The 21,083-nt window shown below is 44.7% G+C and carries 13 protein-coding genes and 1 pseudogene; all 14 read right to left on the minus strand.

Annotated features, from left to right (window positions below; genetic code table 11):
• Window positions 1-99: 99 nt before the first annotated feature.
• Complete coding sequence (locus tag ASL11_RS37460) at window positions 100-1,470, minus strand: discoidin domain-containing protein (RefSeq protein WP_235550491.1); 1,371 nt, start codon at window positions 1,468-1,470, stop codon at window positions 100-102.
• A pseudogene (locus ASL11_RS37465) lies at window positions 1,468-2,637 on the minus strand (glycosyl hydrolase family 8); the annotation flags it as partial. The gene ASL11_RS37460 and the pseudogene ASL11_RS37465, both read right to left, overlap by 3 nt.
• Before the next feature lie 163 nt (window positions 2,638-2,800).
• Window positions 2,801-6,124: a discoidin domain-containing protein gene (locus ASL11_RS37170; RefSeq protein WP_056615077.1), complete on the minus strand. Its 3,324-nt coding sequence runs from the start codon at window positions 6,122-6,124 to the stop codon at window positions 2,801-2,803.
• A gap of 183 nt (window positions 6,125-6,307) precedes the next feature.
• Window positions 6,308-7,138 carry an AraC family transcriptional regulator gene (locus ASL11_RS14030; RefSeq protein WP_162261636.1) on the minus strand — a complete coding sequence of 277 codons (831 nt, stop codon included), beginning with the start codon at window positions 7,136-7,138 and terminating at the stop codon, window positions 6,308-6,310.
• 91 nt (window positions 7,139-7,229) lie between these two features.
• Window positions 7,230-8,888 (minus strand): ABC transporter substrate-binding protein, encoded by a 1,659-nt coding sequence (locus ASL11_RS14035; protein WP_063795568.1) that lies wholly within the window; start codon window positions 8,886-8,888, stop codon window positions 7,230-7,232.
• A 41-nt stretch (window positions 8,889-8,929) separates the two neighbouring features.
• Window positions 8,930-9,826, minus strand: a complete 897-nt coding sequence (locus ASL11_RS14040) for a carbohydrate ABC transporter permease (RefSeq protein WP_056615080.1) — start codon at window positions 9,824-9,826, stop codon at window positions 8,930-8,932.
• Window positions 9,827-9,844: 18 nt separating this feature from the next.
• Entirely contained in the window at window positions 9,845-10,810 is a 966-nt protein-coding gene (locus ASL11_RS14045) for an ABC transporter permease (RefSeq protein ID WP_235550468.1), read from the minus strand.
• Between the two features lie 165 nt (window positions 10,811-10,975).
• Complete coding sequence (locus ASL11_RS14050) at window positions 10,976-12,805, minus strand: cache domain-containing sensor histidine kinase (RefSeq protein WP_056615083.1); 1,830 nt, start codon at window positions 12,803-12,805, stop codon at window positions 10,976-10,978.
• A complete protein-coding gene (locus tag ASL11_RS14055; protein WP_056615084.1) occupies window positions 12,805-13,830 on the minus strand; it encodes a response regulator in 1,026 nt (341 codons plus the stop codon). The genes ASL11_RS14050 and ASL11_RS14055 overlap by 1 nt, the downstream gene beginning before the upstream one ends.
• A 172-nt stretch (window positions 13,831-14,002) precedes the next feature.
• Window positions 14,003-14,830, minus strand: a complete 828-nt coding sequence (locus tag ASL11_RS14060; protein ID WP_056617037.1) for a carbohydrate ABC transporter permease — start codon at window positions 14,828-14,830, stop codon at window positions 14,003-14,005.
• A gap of 67 nt (window positions 14,831-14,897) precedes the next feature.
• Window positions 14,898-15,854 (minus strand): ABC transporter permease, encoded by a 957-nt coding sequence (locus tag ASL11_RS14065; RefSeq protein ID WP_056615088.1) that lies wholly within the window; start codon window positions 15,852-15,854, stop codon window positions 14,898-14,900.
• 14 nt (window positions 15,855-15,868) lie between these two features.
• The gene (locus tag ASL11_RS14070; RefSeq protein ID WP_056615091.1) at window positions 15,869-17,668 is read right to left on the minus strand and encodes a sensor histidine kinase; all 1,800 of its coding nucleotides are present in this window, start codon (window positions 17,666-17,668) and stop codon (window positions 15,869-15,871) included.
• Window positions 17,665-18,681: a response regulator gene (locus ASL11_RS14075; RefSeq protein ID WP_056615093.1), complete on the minus strand. Its 1,017-nt coding sequence runs from the start codon at window positions 18,679-18,681 to the stop codon at window positions 17,665-17,667. Before ASL11_RS14075 ends, ASL11_RS14070 begins: the two co-directional genes overlap by 4 nt.
• Before the next feature lie 3 nt (window positions 18,682-18,684).
• The gene (locus ASL11_RS14080) at window positions 18,685-21,060 is read right to left on the minus strand and encodes a glycoside hydrolase family 95 protein (protein ID WP_056615096.1); all 2,376 of its coding nucleotides are present in this window, start codon (window positions 21,058-21,060) and stop codon (window positions 18,685-18,687) included.
• Window positions 21,061-21,083: the final 23 nt, after the last annotated feature.

Here is a 21,083-nt window from a genome sequence, read left to right on the forward strand (position 1 = left end):
AAAATTATGATTCTCCATTAATCGTGGACCGTAGCTAAGTTCCTGTGCGAAAAAACGACCACATAACCTATTACGGCTATGTAGTCGTTCATGTCTTTATTAATTATACACTTCAATCTCATTAATCGTCGGTACCGCGCTTGCCGTGTTGATGTACAGCCTCAGGTACCTGGAAGTCACCGGAGAGAAGTTCACTGTTTGGCTAGGACCGATCGCGGTTCCCGATGTTCCGGCAATATCCGAATAGGATGTGCCATCGTTCGAGAACTGCAGTTTGTAAGATGTTACCCTCTGGAACGTGATTTCTTTCAGCACTACCTGATTGAACGTGGCGGCAGCACCGAAATCGACGCTAATCCATTGATTATTCAGAGAACCACTGGATGCGGACCAACGAGAGGTATTCGAGATGTCGCCATCAAACGCATTCGCGGCAGGATAAGACGCATTCCATATTGTTGAAGCACTATATGTTTTGCCCAATGCGATATTGCCTCCTGCTGCCAAAGTCGTTGCGCTGATCGTATTGCTAGCAGCAGAAACATTACTTGCCGCATCTTTCGCCTTTATCGTATAGCTATATGCGGTTGATGCTGTGAGTCCCGTATCACTAAACGAAGTTGTCGTCGAAGATCCGGCCAAGGCAGCGCCACGATAGACATCATACCCCGTTACGCCCACATTATCTGTCGAAGCGCTCCAGCTCAAATTGATTTGACTGCTTGATGCTGCCGTTGCTGTCACATTTGTCGGTGCTGTTGGTGCCGTTGTATCTGTTCCGCTTGGGCCATATACTTCCATTTCGTCGATGTTTGGTATGTTGCTGGCTGTGGTTATAAACAGTCTTACATACCTGGAGTTCACACTCGCAAAGTTAATCGTTTTATTGGCACCGATTGTCGTACCTGCCGTGCCGGCGATATCTGTATAAGTGGTACCGTCGCTAGAGGTCTGGAGCTTGTAAGCCGTGACCCTCGGGAACGAAATTTCTTTGATCACGACTTGGTTGTACGTGGCAGGTGAGCCGAAATCAACACTAATCCATTGATTGTTAAAGGAACCACTCGATGCAGACCAACGAGTCGCAACATCACCATCAAACGCTTTATCACCTAAATATGATGCACTCCATGTCGTTGAAGCACTATATGTTTTACCTAAAGCGAGATTCCCCGACAAAGATGACGTCGTTGCGCTTGCTGTGTTGCTTGCAGCGGATGCGTTTCCTGCCGCATCTTTGGCTTTGATCGTATAGCTATAAGCTGTCGATGCGCTAAGTCCCGTATCGCTGTATGAAGTTGTCGTCGAAGATCCGACAAGAGTAGCTCCACGATATACATCATAGCCCGTTACGCCTACATTGTCTGTTGAAGCCGCCCAGTTCAAATCGATTTGACTGCCCGATACGGCAGATGCTGTCAAATTCGTTGGTGCTGTCGGCGCTTGTGTATCCGGTGTGCTACCTGCCACTGGCTTCCACCAGTTACCTGAGATGAAAAGCATGTTTAACAACGTATAGCTTTCGTCGTAGTAGCCTGTTTTATGGCTTTTCATCCAATCCCATCCTGCATTGATCCAGGCTTGATGGCTGCTGTTCGTAACGGCTGCTGCAATGAAAGGAGAGACGAAAACGCCTGCTGGTCCGCTAGCTGAACCAGTCACGGTTCCATCCAACTTATAACCGTCTTTCACATTGTTTGGATTACCGCCTGTTTTCCCCTTAATCCAAACAGCCATTTTGTCAGCGATTGTTTTTCCTCTCGCATCTCCATAGAGCGCGTAGTCCATAACGATTCGGAGCGGTACGCGAGCCGCATTGTAATTATACTCGTTCGTTTCAGGAAACTCATCCAAATAATTGGCGGGAGCTGGCTGCGGGGGATTACCGACAACAAAGTCCGAAATCAGCCCTGTACTTGGCGAATAAGAAGTGCTGAACGAACTGTAAACACTGTACAGATTGTTAATGACATTCAGCCAAGTTTGATCACCTGTAACGTCGTAATAGGCTCTTAAATGAGAGAGCATCCAATCAGACGGTCTCGTATTCAAAACGCTTTTGCCATCCCAATCGCCCAAGTTTAATCGATTATTGGTTGTAACATTACTGACTTTAATTCCGTCCGTAATCATTTTTTGGGCTTCCGCTAAGTAATTGATCGTTCCTGCTGATCCCCATTGATAATGAGCCAGAATCAAGGAATAAGCAATATCCATATCACCGTCAGTCGCCGAATCGAAATGTCCTTGTGCGCCCGCGTTATCTGCCACTACCCAACCCATCAAGTTGGCATTTTGTGTGCTTTTATAAGCCCTAGCTGTCTTAAATAGCCCGTCGTAAATCGTTTTTGCATTGGCGTCATAGCCTGCCATTAACGCCGTAATGACCATGCCATATCCTTGACCTTCAGAAGAGCCTAGGGGGACATACCCATCTGCGTCACCAGTTATTTCCCCTTTCACATAGTAACCGCCAGGCAAGGAGGACAAGTTGTTTTTCAAATAGCTTGATTTCCATGAATTATAGTACGCTGCGACATCTGTATTCATTTGAGACTGCGAAATATGATCAGGCTTTGTAATCCCTGGATAGTTGACTTGCTGTGGAAAAGGCTTTTGCTCACCTGCCGCATGCGCACTCTGCTCGAAAGCCGGCGAAAGAATGGGTGCCATAAAAAGGGTAACGCATATCACAGCAATTGACCACTTGTTCCTCCTGTTTGTGACAGGTCTTACTTGGATCTCATCCATGCTAATACCTCCACTTCAAGTATGTTCGCAGATAAAAGAGACAATTGACTTACTGATTATATATTTCCATCTCGTTTATCGTCGGAGTATCGCTTGCCGTGCTGATATAAAGTCGCATAAATCTGGATGAAATGGAGGAAAAGTTGATCGTTTTATTGGTACCGATTACCGTTCCCGATGTTCCAGCTATGTCCGTAAAGGTTGTGCCATCGCTCGATGACTGGAGCTTGTAAGACGTTACTCGCTGGAACGTGACTTCTTTGATCACTACCTGATTGTACGTGGTGGCCGCACCCAAATCGACGCTGATCCATTGGTTATTCAGGGAACCACTCGATGCTGACCAGCGGGACGCATTGGTGGTATCTCCATCGAACGCATTTGCGGCAGGATAAGACGCATTCCATATCGTAGATGCATTATACGTTTTGCCTAAAGCGAGATTCCCAATGTTGTTGTATACCTCTATCTCGTCGATTGTCGGTACAGCGCTGGCAGTGGTTACATATAATCGCAAATACCTGGCGTTCACACCTGTGAAGTTGATCGTCTTGCTTGCGCCGATCGTGGTGCCCGATGTACCTGCAATATCTGTATAGGTCGTGCCGTCGCTAGAGGACTGAAGCTTGAAAGCCGTCACCCTCTGGAAGGTAATTTCTTTGATAACGACTTGATTGAACGAGGTGGCGGCACCCAAATCGACGCTGACCCATTGGTTATTCAGGGAACCACTTGATGCTGACCAGCGGGTAGCTGAGCTGCCATCAAACGCATTCGCCGCAGGATAAGTGGCACTCCAAATCGTAGATGCGTTGTACGTTCTGCCCAAAGCGAGATTGCCCCCGCCCGATTGCGTCGTTGCGTTAGCTGTATTGCTTGCTGCGGACAAGTTTGCTGCAGCATCCTCTGCTCTTACCGTATAGCTGTATGCGGTCGAAGCACTAAGCCCCGTATCGCTGTATGATGGCGATGTTGAAGACCCAACTAATGTGCCATTCCGGTATACATTGTATTCCGTTACCCCCACATTATCTGTCGAAGCACTCCAGCTCAAATTGATTTGACTGTTAGATGCTGCCGTTGCAGTCAAGCCCGTCGGTGTTGTCGGCGCTTGGGTATCTGAAGGCGCTTGCGTCGTTGCACTAGCTGTATTGCTTGCTGCTGAAATGTTAGTTGCCGCATCCTTCGCTTTTACCGTATAACTGTAGGCTGTTGAGGCAGTGAGTCCTGTATCACTGTAAGACGTTGTCGTCGAAGTCCCGACCAATGTGGCACCGCGATAGACATTATACCCTGTTACCCCTACATTGTCTGACGAAGCTGTCCAACTCAAATTAATTTGAGAGCTGGATGCCGCATTTGCTGTTAAATTGGTCGGTGCCGATGGTGCTGTAGTATCCGTTCCGCTTGTGCCGTATACTTCCATCTCTTCGATATTCGGTATGTTGCTGGCTGAAGTGATATAAAGCCTGACATATCTGGAGCTTACATTCGAAAAAGTAATCGTTTTATTAGAACCGATTGTCGTTCCTGTGGTTCCTGCTATATCCGTAAAGGTCGTTCCATCCGTCGAGGACTGGAGCTTGTATGCCGTGACCCTTGGGAACGAAATTTCTTTGATCACGACTTGGTTGTACGTGACAGGTGAGCCGAAATCAACACTAATCCATTGATTGTTAAAGGAACCACTCGATGCAGACCAGCGAGTCGCTGTATCTCCGTCAAAGGCTTTATCCCCCAAGTATGCTGCGCTCCATGTGGTGGACGCGCTGTAAGTTTTGCCCAACGCGAGATTGCCAGATGAGACCAATGTCGTTGCACTAGCTGTATTGCTTGCTGCTGATACATTAGCTGCCGCATCCTTCGCTTTTACCGTATAGTTGTAGGCCGTCGAAGCACTGAGTCCTGTTTCGGTGAAGGATGTCGTTGTAGAAGTACCGACTAATGTTGCACCACGATAGACGTTATAACCAGTAACGGCCACGTTATCTGTAGAAGCCGTCCAGCTCAAATTGATTTGACTGCTTGATGCTGCGGTTGCGGTCAAATTGGTCGGTGTAGTCGGTGCTTGCGTATCACTGCCCGTGTATCTTTGGTTTTTCAAATACATAAGACGGGCGAATGAAGCCATCGTTGTACTTGTCATATTAGGCATGGTCGCATTAGCCAACGTGTAATAAACATCCGGGCGGAGCGCTGCTAATTGGAGATTGCCGCTGCGAGGATAAGTCGTCGGCGCACCATGCCCCGTCCCGTCCGTTCCGTCAACTCGACCCGCGTAATCACCAGGTCCCCTCATCATTACATCGGCATACATGTTGGCAAATGGCGTCATCATCGACGCTGTAATACCATAACGACCGATCAGAAACGCTCGATAAAAGCCTGATATATCCAGTGCGCCATGATTGGAATCTTCGCCTCCCAGTAGGGTCGGATTATAGCCCCAGTTATAGGCTGTGTTTCCTTTACTGTCCGTATAAGTTTGTTTGGCTGAATTATCGCTAAAAAACCAATTAAGATTCGTCTGAACAATCCCGTCGTATTGTGAAACGAGAGAAGGATTATCTCCTTTAATCGCATGAGCCGCTGCTAAATTCTGTAAGCCATATGTGATCATCATCTGCTGATTCCACGGGAATACGCCGCCTGGCATGTAAGGCGATTGCGTTTGGAAATACAGTTTATTCCCCCTCGAAAGATCTAACAGCTTCGGAAAGAGGAATTGGCTAACCACATAATCGGCCTCAGTAATAAAGGTATTTGCACGTTGAACATAGGTCGCGCCATGCCCATAAGCGTCGCCAATTGGAACAGTCGTATTCGCAATTGCCGGAGTCTGGAGGATCAGTCTGCCACAATAGGCAAGATGACCAATCGAGTCTCCATTGGCTGAGTCAGCAGTAGCCGTACCCGTATTATTCCCTGGCCATACTGGCGCAATCGTGTTGGTCCATACTGTGCGCTGCCCATATGGAGCAGGGAGAATATCGTTTCGCTGGGAAAGAAGCACGTCACAGAAATAGATCATACGGTCGAGGATTTCCGTATCATTCGTTAACTCATACATGAGACCCATCGCTTTGATGTTCTCACCACTTTTACCCTGCGCATATTCGCTTTGCATGGAACCGGTATTGGGCCAGACAACAGGCTCCACCGTCTGAATATAGGATTTGAAGGAGTTTATTTCGTTCTGAGTGATGGGTCCATCGAAACTGTCAACCACCATTGGCCCGGCGGCCGAGGCATGGTTTCCCTGGAACATACCAATGAGAAAAGCAAACATGAGTCCAAATAAAATCAGTTGTTTTTGGGAGAACGTAAAACCATAATGCTTCTTCTTGAGGTGAGAAATGATGAAAGCTGACATTATACAACCCTCTTTACACATCCCCATCGGCTGGGGTATTTGCTGACATCATGCTCGACTTCATGGCATGCCATGCAACATCATTAATTGGAGATATCGCACCTCCTTATTCATTCACCCACTCATATTAAAGCGTTTTCATAAAAATAGGAATAAGGGCTACTAACTACTTTTTTTGTTAAACTAACCTAGTTGATAAACCTGACGATACTCGGATGGTGACATGCCTACATGTTTTTTAAAGGTGGTTGAGAAATAGGAGCCATCTTGAAAGCCTGTCATATAAGCCACTTCGGTCACAGAGAAGGAAGAGTACACGAGTAGTTCTTTGGCCTTCTCCATCCTTCGATCGTAAATATACCGCATTGGCGAGACGCCGAAATGTGTTTTAAAATAACGAATGAAATAATTGGGATGAAAATGTGCCCTTTGCGATAGCTCCTGAATGGTCAATTCTTTGTCCAAATTCTCATCAATGTATTTGATTGTGTTAACCAATTTGTTCACGGATGAAAGCTTGATATTTATTTTTGTTTCCTTCCATCCTTCGTCGATATAAAAAGCCATCATTTCAAGCAAGGCCGCCTGGATTTTAATAGAAGATGTCAGTCCAACATGCCTTCGATTGATAATCAATTCCTCGAAATAACCCAACAATCGCGAACTATTCCCCACAGTAATAATAGGGGGGATCTCGATCGATCGAAAGAGTTGATTGAAACGAATATTGGATGTGAAATGGCACCAGTACATGGTAAACGGTGGACCGTTTGTTACTGAAAAGGACTGGTTAACCCCTGCTGGAGCGAAGAACAATTGCCCAGACTTCGGTTGATACAGCTTTCCCTCAATTTGGATCCATCCTTCGCCTTCACAAATATAATAGAATTTATTATAAGCGGGAATAAAATTGAGATGTTTCCAGTCCTGGGTACATACGGAATGCTTCGCATATAGTAATTTCACTCTTAAATCGGAAAGCTGATGATACAACATGTGATTTGTTATGGGCACAGCTTCCACATCCTTTATCGAATTGAGAAAAGCCCCACCTGCCATAAGGCAGGCGAAGCATAGTTCCCATTAGTCATTAAAGGTCTTGCCCTTATTTTTTCTTTGTATCGAATGCTTGTTGGTAGATTTGCAAGTACCTCGGCAGTTTCATATTATCCAAATTCTTCAAATATTCATCCCATTTTTTATCAATATCCAAGTCCCCGATAATCATTCTCGCGGTTGATTCTTTCCGATAATCATCAATCGTTTTACTAATATTAGCGATTTCATCCGTCTGCTCGTTTGTGAAGTTTAAAGCCGGAATCATCTTCTTAGGGTCCGGTTTATACGGCTCATATTTCGTCAACGTTTCTTTATACAGGATGTCTTCCAGCGGATTTTTTGGATCAGCTGTTTGTGCTAAACGCCATTCGTTCGTACGCAGCGAAGGACCCACTTGTCCCCAAGTTGCATTCTTTGCTCCAGGGGAAGTATTACCGATTAACGTATATTTGGCAGGCTTGCCATTGATACCGATCTCATTTGGACCAGCTACTTTCCATTCCATGTCCGGTCTGCCCAGAATGGCGCGATTGGTGGCCTCCTCGGAGTAAAGGAAATCTGCTAAGCGCATGGCAATTTCCGGGTTCTTGGCTTTGTTCGTAATCACAAATGATCCAGATGTAATACTTTGTGGAATGTATTTGGATGCTTGGACACCATTAGGACCTTTTAAAGGCGGCACAGCAACGTAATCCAACCAACGTGTTCCCTCCAATGTGTTGAAAATTGTAGGATGTTGTGCCGCAACTACACCCAAGATCACATTGTCTGGATTTTCACCCAATTTTCTTAATTGATTCCGATCCTGCGTTAATGATTGCGGATCAACCAAGCCTTCTTTGAACAACTTGTTAATATACTTAAGTCCTTCCTTATATTCCGGTTGCGTAAAGGCTGCGTTTATTTTGCCGTCTTTCATAAACTGCATATTACGGTCGCTGTCAATAAAGGCTTGCAAGAGGAAAGTATCAATGTAAGAGTTGGCAATGTTGGCTCCGATAAACGGAATTTCATCCGCTTTTTTATTGCCATTCGGGTCTTTCTCCTTAAACGCTTTCAATACCTGATAAAACTCATCTGTCGTTGTTGGCATCTTCATACCAACCGCATTGAGCCACTTCTGATTAATCCATAATTTGGTAGGCTGTGTACAGTGAAAGCACTCGTTAACTGACGGTAGACCATAAATGTTACCATCTGGTGAAGTAGAGAGTTCTTTCGTGTACGGGAGTGCTGTAAACATTTTTTTGGATTCAACACCATATTTATCGATGAGTTTGTTCAGTGGGATAAACACACCGTCTTTGCCATATAAGGTCAACTGGATTTGATCAATGTTAAATCCTAGATAAACATCCGGATAGTCACCGCTTGCAAGAGAAATATTTAACTTCTGTTTGGGATCGCTTGCCACTTCCCACTCGAGATGAATGTTCGTTTTTTCTTCCAGCCATTTAGTAAACTCGTTCGTTGCAAAATTTTCTACCGCTGGATTCGTTCGCGACAATACTTTGAGTGTCGTTTTCTCTTTGGTAATCGGAAGCACCCCCGGTGGATTTACGACTTCGTTCTGTGCTGCTGCTGTTGAATCAGGCTGTTTCGTAGCCTCAGAGCTCGTATCCGATGTTTTACTACAACCGCTTAGCACCACTGTTGCACTTAAGATTAGGCTGATCGCTGGGCCCCACAACTTCATTCTTTGCATGTGAAAATCCTCCCTTATTTATCTATAAAATGTATATAAGCTTACCCTTTTAGTGAACCGATCATCATCCCTTTAACGAAATGACGTTGAATAAAAGGATAAACAACTAAAACAGGAATTGTCGCAATAACAATTAATGAATACTTGAGAAGTTCTCTCATACCTTCTCGTTGTGCTGCACCTACGACATCCGTGATGATTTCTTCATCAAATGTGTTCTTCACAAGCACTTCACGCAGAATGATTTGAAGGGGAAACAGATCCGGTGACTTCAAATAAAGTAGAGCGGCAAAATAGGTATTCCAATGTCCTACAGCGTAAAATAACGAGAGCACAGCAATGATAGGTCCTGATAAGGGTGCCACGATTTTCACTAGAAATTTATAATCACTGCACCCATCCAGATGTGCGGCTTCTAAGATTTCATCGGGAATCGTCGTTTGGAAATACGTCCTTGCAATGATGACACTCATGACGCTCATGACACCTGGGATAATCAATGCCCAGCGGGTATCTAGCATACCTAGTTCCTTAATCAAGAGATAGTTAGGTATCAACCCTCCGCCAAACATCATGGTGAATACAAAGAGAGCCATTACCCCATTGCGAATATAGAAGTCCTTACGTGACAAAGGGTACGCTGCAATCAGGGTCATCATCACATTGATGATGGTTCCTACAACCGCATAGAACAATGAATTGGCAAACCCAACCCACACGCGATTGTTCTTGAATACGGCTTCGTATCCCTGCAATGTGATATCGACAGGCCACAACCATACTCTTCCTGAAATGACAGCCGTTGATGAGCTGAAGGAAGCGCTTAACACATAAATGAGCGGATATAAGACAGACAGTGTAAAGAGGCAAAGCACCGTGTAGTTCACGATATTAAATAGTTGATCGCCTCTCGATTCTTGAATTCGGGTCGACTTCATTCTTTTCTTTGCACCTCTCTACCACAGGCTGGTTTGCCCTAATTTTTTGGCTGCTTTGTTGACGGTGTACAATAAAATAAGATTGATGACAGAGGTGAACAATCCAATCGCAGAAGCGTAGGAATATTTAATTCCCGTAGAGAGCAGGCCCACCTTATACACATAGGTGTCAATAACCTCAGATGAACTGAGATTCAGTGGATTTTGCATCAACAGCACTTTTTCAAAACCAACATCCATTAAATTCCCAACACTAAGAATCAACAATATAACGGCAACCGGCAAAATCCCGGGAATATCCACATGCCTCATGCGTTGAACTTTACTCGCACCATCCATGACAGCGGCCTCATGCAGAGAAGGATCAATGGCTGCCAGAGCAGCTAAATAAATGATACAGCCAAAGCCTACATTTTGCCAAATACCTGACCAGACATACAGTGACTTAAAGTTATCCGGATTTCCGAAGAAATCGATTTTCTCAAAGCCCAGTTGTGCAATAATCATGTTGACGATACCGGTTTTGGGATCGAGCAGTTGGATGATGATCCCCATCATCACGACCATCGAAATGAAATGCGGGGCGTAGGTAATCAACTGCACCGATTTTTTGACAAAAGACCGATTCACGTAGTTTAAGCAAAGTGCCAGAAGGATTGGGAATGGAAAACCTGCAAGCAAGCTGTAGAAGCTTAAGCCAAGCGTGTTTTTAATCACCTTCCAGAACTCGTAGGAGTTAAAAAAGTTTTTAAAATGCTTCAATCCAACCCAGTCACTTCCAAAAAAACCTTTATGAGGTACATAATCCTGAAAGGCAATAACTGCACCGTACATCGGTATATATTTAAAAATGAGAATGTACAAGATGGGCAGTATGGATAGTAGATACAATTGAGGCACTTTTCTAATGTTAGCCAATAACTTACTAGCGAAATTGGCTCTTACCTTATGTTGTGAGCTAGTCACTTTACTGACGATTTCCACTCCAGGCTTCCTCCTCTCTTTTGTTATCTTCATGATACGTTTTCAAGAGAAGGCGAACATACTAGTTTTTTAAGCACCTAGATAACTAATTTATGGTTTTCCATGTATCTTTTCGCACAAAAAAAGATGGCGTACCTCCTATTGAAGGAACTCCATCCTGTTTCACTATATCGCTATTGCAGCTGAGGCGTATCTCGGCTCATCTCGTTGACTCGGCATGCGCAACGTTAGCTGAGCACCTGTCGTAATCTCATTGTTGCAAATACTTAACCCATATTGCTCACCGAAAACAATTTGAATCCGGCTGTGTACATTGGCTAATCCGATTCCACCCTCGCGCTCTATACGAACTGGCAGCTGTGACGTGCTCACATGCTGTTCTGCCAGCTTAGCCTGCAGCTCCTCCAGTCTTTCTGGCGTTATACCCACGCCATTATCCGTAACGGTTACGATGAAATCATCCTCATCCATACAGGCATCAATACGGATCTGATGGTGGCTCTCGATGCCATCAGGAAAAGCATGCTTAAACACATTTTCGATTAACGGCTGTAGGGTGAGGCGCACCATTTTTTTCAATAAAAGCTCCGGTGGAACCGTCACTTCAATTTCAAACTCGTGGCCTAAGCGGTAATTCATAATGTTCATAAAATGCAGCACATGCTTTAACTCGTTGGCAACCGTTATTTCCTCTAAGTCGGCACGTACCGAATAACGAAGCATATACGACAGAGATCTAACGATCTCTTTGATTTCTTGCGAATCCTGCACGACGGCATAACAGACGATCGTTTCGAGCGTGTTGTAAAGAAAGTGAGGATTGATTTGCAATTGCAACGCTTGAAATTCGGCAGACTGCCTTTTTAGCAAATATTCCTTATTCTTCAACTCCTCGGCATACACTTGCTCCATAAGCTCTTGCAGTCGTGAGACCATCATATTGTAGCTGATCGTAAGACGATCCATTTCGTCCGTTCTACCGCTGATGGCGACATGTGTCCAATTACCTTTTTCCGTTTTGCGCATGCCGTTTTCGAGCATTTTGATGGGCCGAATGATGGATTGCCCGAATCGGTAGGCAAGAATCAACGCAATGATTAACGCAATCGCACAGGTGTATACCGTTGTTTTACGAATATTTAGCGCAGGGGCTCTAAGCTCATCAAGCGGCATGGATGCTACCAACGTCAAGCCTGTATAGTCCGATCTTCGGTTAAAATGGACACGTTCAACATCGTCTTTATAATTGAAAATCTGATTTTGATTTTCACGCAGTTTGGTAAAAAGCTTAGTGTCCAACTGCTTGCCAATCATGCCGGACATTGGGTGATAAATGATTTTCCCCGTGTCATTTACAATATAGAAATAACCGGTTTCCCCAAGACGAATACCCTTCCACAAAGATGTCAACTCTTCTATATTAAGCTCAATGCCAAGTATCCCTTTAAAGATTTTCGATGTCTGGCGATCTGAGATTTTCCGTGTTAGTGCTAGCTTCCCGTCCAGAAAACTCCAATCCATAATCGTTAATTTGCCGTCTTTATTTGTAATTTCTTTCAAGGAGTCCAGCTTATCCAGCAGGATCGAGTTGCTGAAATCTGACGTATCCGCATTATGATCATAGATGCTAAGCCCGTTATATCCGAGCAAATACACCATACTAATTTCAGGATTATTAATAAAAAGTGGCTGAAAGACCTTCTCTTTCATCGGTCTGATAGATAGAAAATATGGAATGAAATTGTTACCATCTAAATTCAAAAACTCTTTCACATTCGTAGAAGTTATCATCGAAACGGTAGCGCGATCGTATTTCTTCAAATACATATCCGTATGATTCATCGCATTATCGACGATTTGAGTTAAGAGCTCATTGGTTTGCTTATCCACTTCCTTGGTGGATTGAACATACAGGACTAGGCCGACAATAGAGGAAGATATCACAATGACGATCACGAAATAAACGAACATACGCAATGCCAAGCTAGATCTCATTATTTGATCCCCAACATACTGCGGTATTCCGTCGGCGAGCAGCCGGTCATCTTCTTGAAAATCTTAGTGAAATACGGATAGTTCTGATAGCCAATCGTCACACCCACGTCAACAACTTTATAGTGCGGCATTTCGAGAAGTTTCTTAGCCATTTCGATCCGCTTCTTCATACGGTATTGAACAAATGTTTCATTCGTCATTTTCTTAAAAATATAACTGAAATAGGTAGGTGCAAGTCCCATCTTCTCTGCCACTTCTTCGAGGCTCAACTCTTCGGAAATGTTATTGTCAATGTAGGTTTTCGCTTCTTCAAACAAGCTCTTCTGATTCCCACCCCGCCATTGAAATAATTGATGATACAGATAGACGAACTCTGACCGTAAATAGTCCATAGCCTCCGTCAAGCTATTCAATTGTACTGGCGAAGCCTGCGTCGTAAAAGTCACTAAGCCACGAGCGTTCAGTTTTTTGACTACACTCTTCAACCCATCTGCCATCATCTGATCCAACTGCTGAACTTGAATCCCTTTCAACATGTCGCTTTGTGACCACTCATCTAGTAGGGCATGGAGGGCATCCAAATCCCCAGACCAAATCGTTGCTTCAACGCGTTCCAGCCACTCCTCTATTTGAAAGAAGGAGATTTGCTTCACCTGATCCTGTTGTACGAGCAATTTATTAAGCACGGGATACAATTCATGTTCCGTAAGCGGTTTCAGTAAGTATTCTTTGACGCCGAAAGTAAGGCATTTCTGCGCGTAAGAGAAATCATCATAACCAGAAATGACAACAACAGGGAAATTCACTTGCAGCTCTTGAATGGCTTTGCACAAGGCCAGACCATCCATCTTCGGCATACGAATGTCGGTTAGAAGCAAATCAGGGCGCTGTTTGTTGATTTGTTCAAGTGCCTCGATGCCATTCGCTGCGACAACCGTGCGAAACAAGGGGCTGCACTGTCTGACGAGCTGGGCTAGCCCCATCCGAACCATCGGTTCGTCATCCACAATGAGGATATATTTCACTTCGCAAGCACTCCCTTTTACGCTAGGTTAAAAAAATCCTTGTGAATATTTTACCACAGTGCTAATTCATAAGTAACTTTTTTCTACACTATACGCCTCGTCGTCATCCCCATGTATTATGTTTTCTTACGATCCTATTTGTTATTTTACTGAATCCCATCCCCAGCTCTACCTACGATTTAATAGACCCAACCATCATTCCCTTCATGAAATGCTTTTGCAAGAACGGATACACCAACATGATCGGTAATGTAGCAACGACGATAACAGCCATTTTCAATCCCTCGGGTGATACCAAGAGCATCAAGTCTGAGGTAGTATCCGATGATCCCATATTATCCGTAATAACAATCTCGCGTAACCGCACTTGGAGCGTAATCAGCGAGCGTTTATCAATATAATAGAGGGCTTGTGAATACATATTCCAATTCGATACCGCATACATAATCCCCATTGTTGCCATGACCGGTTTGGACAGTGGCAGTACGACTTTCCATATCATCCGCAGCTCGCCACATCCATCAATACGGGCAGAATCCAACAGCTCAACCGGCAGATGGATAAAAAAAGAACGCATAACGAACAGATTAAAAGCGCTGATTGCGGATGGAATCATTAACACCCAGAGTGTATTAAGCATATGCAGATTTTTCAATAGCAGATAATTCGGAATCAGAGGTGCATGGAATATCATGGTTATCAAAACATAGACCAATGCAGGTTTCCGAAATACGTATTCTGAACGAGATAGCGGATACGCTAAACTTGATGTAGCTGCCAAATTGATGAACGTTCCGAGTACAGTTATTGTCACACTATTGCGGAATGCCATCCAGATCGTGGAATCCTTCAATATCATATGATAATTCTCAAGCGTGAATCCTACCGGCCATAGGCTGACCTGTCTGTTGTTGATTGCAACAGCGTCGCTAAAGGATTGAGCGATCACATGAAGAAGTGGGAGCAGCATAGTTAGTCCAATCATCAACAGTAACATCATGTTAACTACCTGAAAAGCTCTCTGACTAGTTGTAGAAATCACATCCCTGACCTCCTTATGACGAATGTTAGTATAGGCTCTCTCCCGACGTTTTTTTACTTAAGGTATTACCGATCATGATCAATGCTAATCCAACAAAAGACTTAAAAAGTCCAATCGCGGTGGTGAAGCTATATTGTCGGTCGACCAGACCTGATCTGTACACATAGGTATCCAGAATTTCTCCGTTTTCGCTATTTAGAGGGTTCAGAAATAAATACACGCGTTCAAAACCGAAATCCATAAAATGTCCGATTTGGAGAAGCAGTAGAATGGTGATCGTAGGGAGAATGGAAGGTAAGGTAATCGACATCACCTGACGAAACCGACCCGCTCCATCGATCTCTGCAGCTTCATATAAATCTGGGTTAATGCCTGCTATGGCAGCAAGATAAATAATGGTTCCCCATCCGCTGTCTTTCCATATCCCAGATCCAATCAGAATAGAGCGGATATAACTGCTCTCGCCCATAAAATAAATGGACTCCATATGAAACCAACCCATCACTTGATTCACAATCCCCGTTGTCGGGGACAGCAACCCAATAATAATCCCGCCGACAATGACCCATGACAGAAAGTGCGGCATGTAGATGACGGTTTGCACCACCCGCTTATAACCGTTGAACCGAATTTCATTCAGCAATAAAGCCAGAATGATAGGTACTGGAAAGGCAAATATCAGATCATACATACCGATTAACAGCGTGTTTTTCAGAATGATCAGAAACTCTGGATACGTAAATAACCGTTTGAAATGTGCCAAACCTACCCAAGGGCTGCCGGATACCCCCTTGAAAATATTATAATTTTGAAAAGCAATGGAGGAACCGAACAAGGGGATATACTTAAACAAGGCAAAATACAAGAGTCCGGGAATTGAAAGCACATACAAGGGCCAATATTTCTGAATAAATGCCCACTGAGCTCGCGAATTCACAAACTGGAACTGTTTCTCGCCAGAGATGTCCGTTTTCGAAGCCATACGATCAGCTCCTTTCATTTTTTTGGCATCAGCATAATAATCTTCGTTCCTTGGCCTATCTCGCTGACAATCTGCAGCCCATACTTCTCGCCGAACACCATCTGAATTCGACGGTGCACGTTAACGATACCAATGCCACCGATCCCTTTCGTCCGCCCGCTCTCTGCAAGCCGGTTTTCACTAAGCTTCTCGCGCAATTCTCGCAGCCTCACTTCTTCAATCCCCACTCCGTTATCTTCTACGCTGATCCAAAAAAGCGCATCGTCTTCACCCGCGTGAACACGAATATAATGGTGGTCCTCCACTCCGTCCGCAAAGGCATGCTGAAACGTATTTTCTACTAACGGCTGAAGTGTTAACCGCACCATATGACGAAGCAAATACGCCGGATCAATGTCCACTTCCATATCAAACTCTCGTCCGATCCGATGTTTCATCACGAGTAAGTAGTGCAAGACATGTTTAAGTTCATTAGCTACCGTGATTTCTTCCAAATGGGTTTGTACAGAATAGCGAAGCATATAGGCCATTGCCTTCACGATCTCATAGATTTCCTTACTATCCTTAATAACCGCATAGCAAACAATCGTTTCTAACGTGTTATACAAAAAGTGAGGATTAATTTGAAGCTGCAGCGATTGTAACTCAGCTTTCTGACGCTCAATTCGATTTTCCTGATCCCTTAACTCGGCCTGATACACTTCATCAACAAGCTCTGCTAGTCGACTGACCATCAGATTATAGCGATTAATCAGCTCTACAATTTCATCACGGTGATTGGGAAGTGGTAGCATGACCCAGTTTCCTTTCTCCGTTTCACGCATCGCACTTTTTAGTTTGCGTATCGGACCTGTGATCGACTTACCAAACCTGATGGCGAGCCATAAGGCGAGAATGAGTGTAAAACCGCCAACAATAAGCGTTGTAGTACGAATCGTGTCTGTTGGTTTATGCAATTCATCTACGGACATGGATACGACAAGCCGCCAATTGCCATATTGGGAGCGTCGGCTCATAAACATGCGTGATTTCCCATCAATCGTAGAGGTAAATGCATGAGTTTCAGCTTCGATAACCTGTTGATGAATCGATTCCTGCATCCCTTTGCCGATCTGCGCAGCATTCGGATGGTAAACATAGTTCCCATTGCCATCGGTAATAAAGAAATAACCATCACTCTCTAAATCAATGCCCTTCCATAACTCAGAAAGCTCAGAGGCTCTCAACTCAATGGCGAGAACACCCTTAAGTTCAGTCGAAGAAAGTCCACGAATACGGCGAACGAGTGTCAGTGTTTGATTGGTTTGCTCCGGTAAAATACTATGATTCAGTACGGCCAAACTGCCATTCGCCGTCGTATTATTTCGGAAATAGTCTAACTGCTCTTTTATTTGCTCCTTCGTGAACGAACCCGCGTTAATCCCATTGTAAACATACATGGCATTACCATTGAAATTCATCAAAAAGATGTCAGTAATTTCTGGATTTCTGATAAAAATAGGTTCGATGCCAACTTCTTTGACAAGTTTACGTAGTTCGTAATACGGATATCCGATCTCCCCTTCTGGTAAATCAATGAATCGTTTGACATCGTTATTGCTGAGTAGAGACACCATTGCGCGCTCATATGCGCGAATATAATAGTCCGTATGGTACACCGCATTACCTACGACTTGTGTCAACTGCTTCTCTACAATGTGTTCCAACTCACGCGAAGAGGCTTTGTACGAAAAGTAACCAACGCTGGTTAAAGAAATTAATATAACGACGAGGTAAGATAGAAACAACTTTTGATATAAATTAAAATTTCTCATTTAATCCCCATAGAGCTGCGGTATTCCGACGGAGACACGCCATAAATTTTCTTAAACGTTTTTGTAAAATGCGGATAATCTTCATAACCGACTTCAATGGCAATATCAAACGTTCGTTTATGGGGGATGGACAGCAAGTCCCTTGCTTTCTCCATCCTTTTATTCATCCGATAGCTGACAAACGTTTCGCCCGTCATCTTTCTAAACAACGTACTGAAATAGGAGGGAGAAATTCCGATCAAATCCGCCACCTCTGCTAGCGTGACCTCCACAGATAATCGCGTATCGATGTAGACCTTCGCTTCTTCCATCGGATCCTTGTAATTTCCATGCCGTGAACATTGTAGTTCTTTCATCAACGCTCTCATGCGACACTCAAACAAGATATATAGATCCTCTCTTGTAGCAGCACTTAACGGTTCTTGCAATCCTGGCATGTTAAATTGTTTCTTTTCTTGAAAATAGTTATCCAATAGATGCAATACCTCATCCAATAGATGTTTTATTTGATTGATAGTTAACAAGCTGCAGCTTTCTCGCCACTCCGCCAGGAGTCGGGACATTTCATCCATCTGCAGCGACCAAACACTCCCTTTTATACGCTCAATCCACTCTACATATTTTGAAATCGATATACAGCTTTGCACACGCAGCTTGAGAATCTGATCGAATATATCGTGTAGATCAGGCGGTGTAACAGGTTTCAACAAATAGTGCTTAACCCCGTAAGACAAACACTTCTGTGCATACTCAAAATCGTTATAGCCAGAAATGACGACCTTAAGCAAATTAGGATGACTATTATGCAGGATCCGACAAAGCTCCAATCCGTCCATTTTGGGCATACGTATATCGGTAATGAGTAGGTCAGGCTCAAATTGGCTGAACCGATCGATTGCCTCGAGTCCGTTATTCGCCGTCTCAATCGTTTGAAACGGTTGTGTGTATTGTTGTGCCATTTTCATCATCCCGCTGCGAATTATCGGTTCATCATCCACAATCAGTACTTTCATTCTTCAAGCCTCCATACGCCTAAGTATGACTGATAGATGAAGCGGAGCTTCCGAGACCACTACTTGCCTCAGCTTCAATTCAAATGGGTCCGAGCTGTCTCTTAGTCCAACAGCTGCTTTAGGCAATACTAGATCTATTGGTTTGCATCCTTGCGTTGAGCGAAGCATGATGTCGAGCCGCTCCTCCGAAACGTCCCACTCTAAGGTGCACTCGACTCCACCACGCGCAAGCAATGGACCCGCTTTTCCTTTTCTCCAACGAGCAGGCAGCGCAGGTAAAATATGAAGCTCACCGGGAATCGAGAAGAGCAGCATCTCCTGAATCGCTGAAGTCCATCCCATATTGGCATCGAGCTGTACGGGTGCCCAACCCATGTCAACGCCGATTCCCATACCGCGCCAGTCATTATGCAGGGTAATTAGATTGTTCATGACGCAGGAGCGAGCCAATGTCTCGAGACATTCGAGTGCTGAATCGCCTTGACCCATTCGCGCATAATTGTTCGCCATATGCGCCAGCGACCAGCCCGATTGTTCTTTCAGTCCCAATCCTAAGCGTTTCTCAATGGATTTGACGAAAGCTTTGTAAAGAATAGGATCATTCCCACGCGTCACCTCTGTTCCGGGAAAAACAGGGTAGACATGCGATTCATGGCGGTGATGATCGTTTTCCTCAAAATAGGGATGCATCCATTCTCTAACAGCTCCATCTTCCGTTAGTTGGTATGGTGGGATTCGTTCAAGCATTTGCCGCCAGGTCGAAATGGCTTCCAGATACATCCCAGTTATCTGCGCCCCTTCAATCAGATGTGTCAAAAGCTCCTTGGCAATGGCAAAGTCCATCGTCGCATTCATAGTCGTTCCCATCGACATGCCAGGACCCTTCCAATAATTTCCCGGGGTATTTTCGGGTGAATTGGATGGGGAACTCATCCAGTAACCATCATCATCCATCGTAAAAAAGTCTTCATAGAACAAAGCAGCCTCCCGCATAAACGGCAGCGCCCTCTCTCGCAAAAATACCAAATCTCCCGTATGCAGGTAGTAATCATAATAATGTTGGCTGACCCATCCCGCTCCACCGGTCCAATGAATAATGTGGGGGGATGTATGTTTTAGCAGCCCTGAACCGGGTACGCTTGGAGCCGGGATAAAGATTCCACGACAGCCATATAGCTGTCTGGCATTGACACGGAAATCATCCATCAGCTTTTCCATGTAGTTAAAGACTGCAAGCAGCAGTTCTGTCATATTGCCCGACAAGGCCTGCCAATACATCATCTGCAGGTTTTCATTGACCATGTGAAACGCCCAAACAGCGTCATAATCGCCAACCCATAAGCCATATAAATGGCAGGGCTGCCCTTCCGCACGCGAACTAGAAATGAGCAAATAGCGTCCATACGCCCACATTTTCTCAATAAGTGCATCCGGTGTTTCTCCTTGATAGGCTTGCATCAGCAACTCTTCGTTGGAGAGATCCCTTCCTACTGCTGCGATGTCAAACTCCATCGCGTGAAACAAGCGGCCATGTTCAAGCACGTGAGCTGAAAGCAAGGTATCATAGCAGATTGGAAGCACGCTCAGTTCTTCATCCAATCTGCGCCATTCATCTCGTCTATTTCCACCAGTAAATAACTTAATTATGACCAACACAGACTCCGCATTCTTCACGTTTAAGCCTTCCTGACCAGAAGCTGTGTGTCCTCCCTGATGGATGACGCGGGCTACACCTCCGAAATCACTTCCGTCCGGGTGTTGAGCGGCATAATAAATGGTGTCACCCGTAGATTTCATTTCTTCGCCTTCGGGGAACACAATGCCTGACCTCCGAACATCTCGTTTATCATGAAGCTGCATGCGTAACCTTGCTTCAATCGAATGCGGTCCCCATTTGCGAATATCCATTACGACGGCATCCGCTGTTCGAGATACGAACAACCTTCGCTCATAACGGGTATCCCCATCTGTCCAACTAACGGACACTTCTCCGGTCTCCATTTGCAATGTTCGTTTATAAGAGCGAAATGCTCGTCGCGAGGGCATGAATATCTTAAGATCCCCAAGTGGCAGGGGAGACGCCAGTTTGGGTTGGTAACCCTGATCTTTCAGCGCATCTGAAAGCACTTTGTCTGCTTCTGGAGCCTGACCTTCATTCAGCAAGCGTCTTACCTCTGCCAATCGGTCACTCACATCCGGCAGTGGCATCGTTACACCACCCCACCACAGATCCTCATGATTCAGCAGAACTGTCTCTTCGTGAACCCCTCCGTAGACAGCCGCTCCAATCCTACCGTTACCAGAAGGCAGTGCTTCCCGCCATAATGAACGCCACCAAGAAGCCGGATAGTTCATTGAGATGAGATGTTTCGTGTTCATGATGTATCCTCCTTGTCTTTGGG

This window comes from Paenibacillus sp. Soil750 (assembly GCF_001428045.1).
GTDB classification, from domain to species: Bacteria; Bacillota; Bacilli; order Paenibacillales; family NBRC-103111; genus Paenibacillus_E; species Paenibacillus_E allorhizoplanae.

Coding starts and splice junctions, on each gene's coding strand:
- ASL11_RS37170 (WP_056615077.1), bottom strand. CDS start 6,124: ATGTCAGCTTTCATCATTTCTCACCTCAAGAAGAAGCATTATGGTTTT.
- ASL11_RS14035 (WP_063795568.1), bottom strand. CDS start 8,888: ATGCAAAGAATGAAGTTGTGGGGCCCAGCGATCAGCCTAATCTTAAGT.
- ASL11_RS14040 (WP_056615080.1), bottom strand. CDS start 9,826: ATGAAGTCGACCCGAATTCAAGAATCGAGAGGCGATCAACTATTTAAT.
- ASL11_RS14050 (WP_056615083.1), bottom strand. CDS start 12,805: ATGAGATCTAGCTTGGCATTGCGTATGTTCGTTTATTTCGTGATCGTC.
- ASL11_RS14060 (WP_056617037.1), bottom strand. CDS start 14,830: ATGATGTTACTGTTGATGATTGGACTAACTATGCTGCTCCCACTTCTT.
- ASL11_RS14065 (WP_056615088.1), bottom strand. CDS start 15,854: ATGGCTTCGAAAACGGACATCTCTGGCGAGAAACAGTTCCAGTTTGTG.
- ASL11_RS14070 (WP_056615091.1), bottom strand. CDS start 17,668: ATGAGAAATTTTAATTTATATCAAAAGTTGTTTCTATCTTACCTCGTC.
- ASL11_RS14075 (WP_056615093.1), bottom strand. CDS start 18,681: ATGAAAGTACTGATTGTGGATGATGAACCGATAATTCGCAGCGGGATG.
- ASL11_RS14080 (WP_056615096.1), bottom strand. CDS start 21,060: ATGAACACGAAACATCTCATCTCAATGAACTATCCGGCTTCTTGGTGG.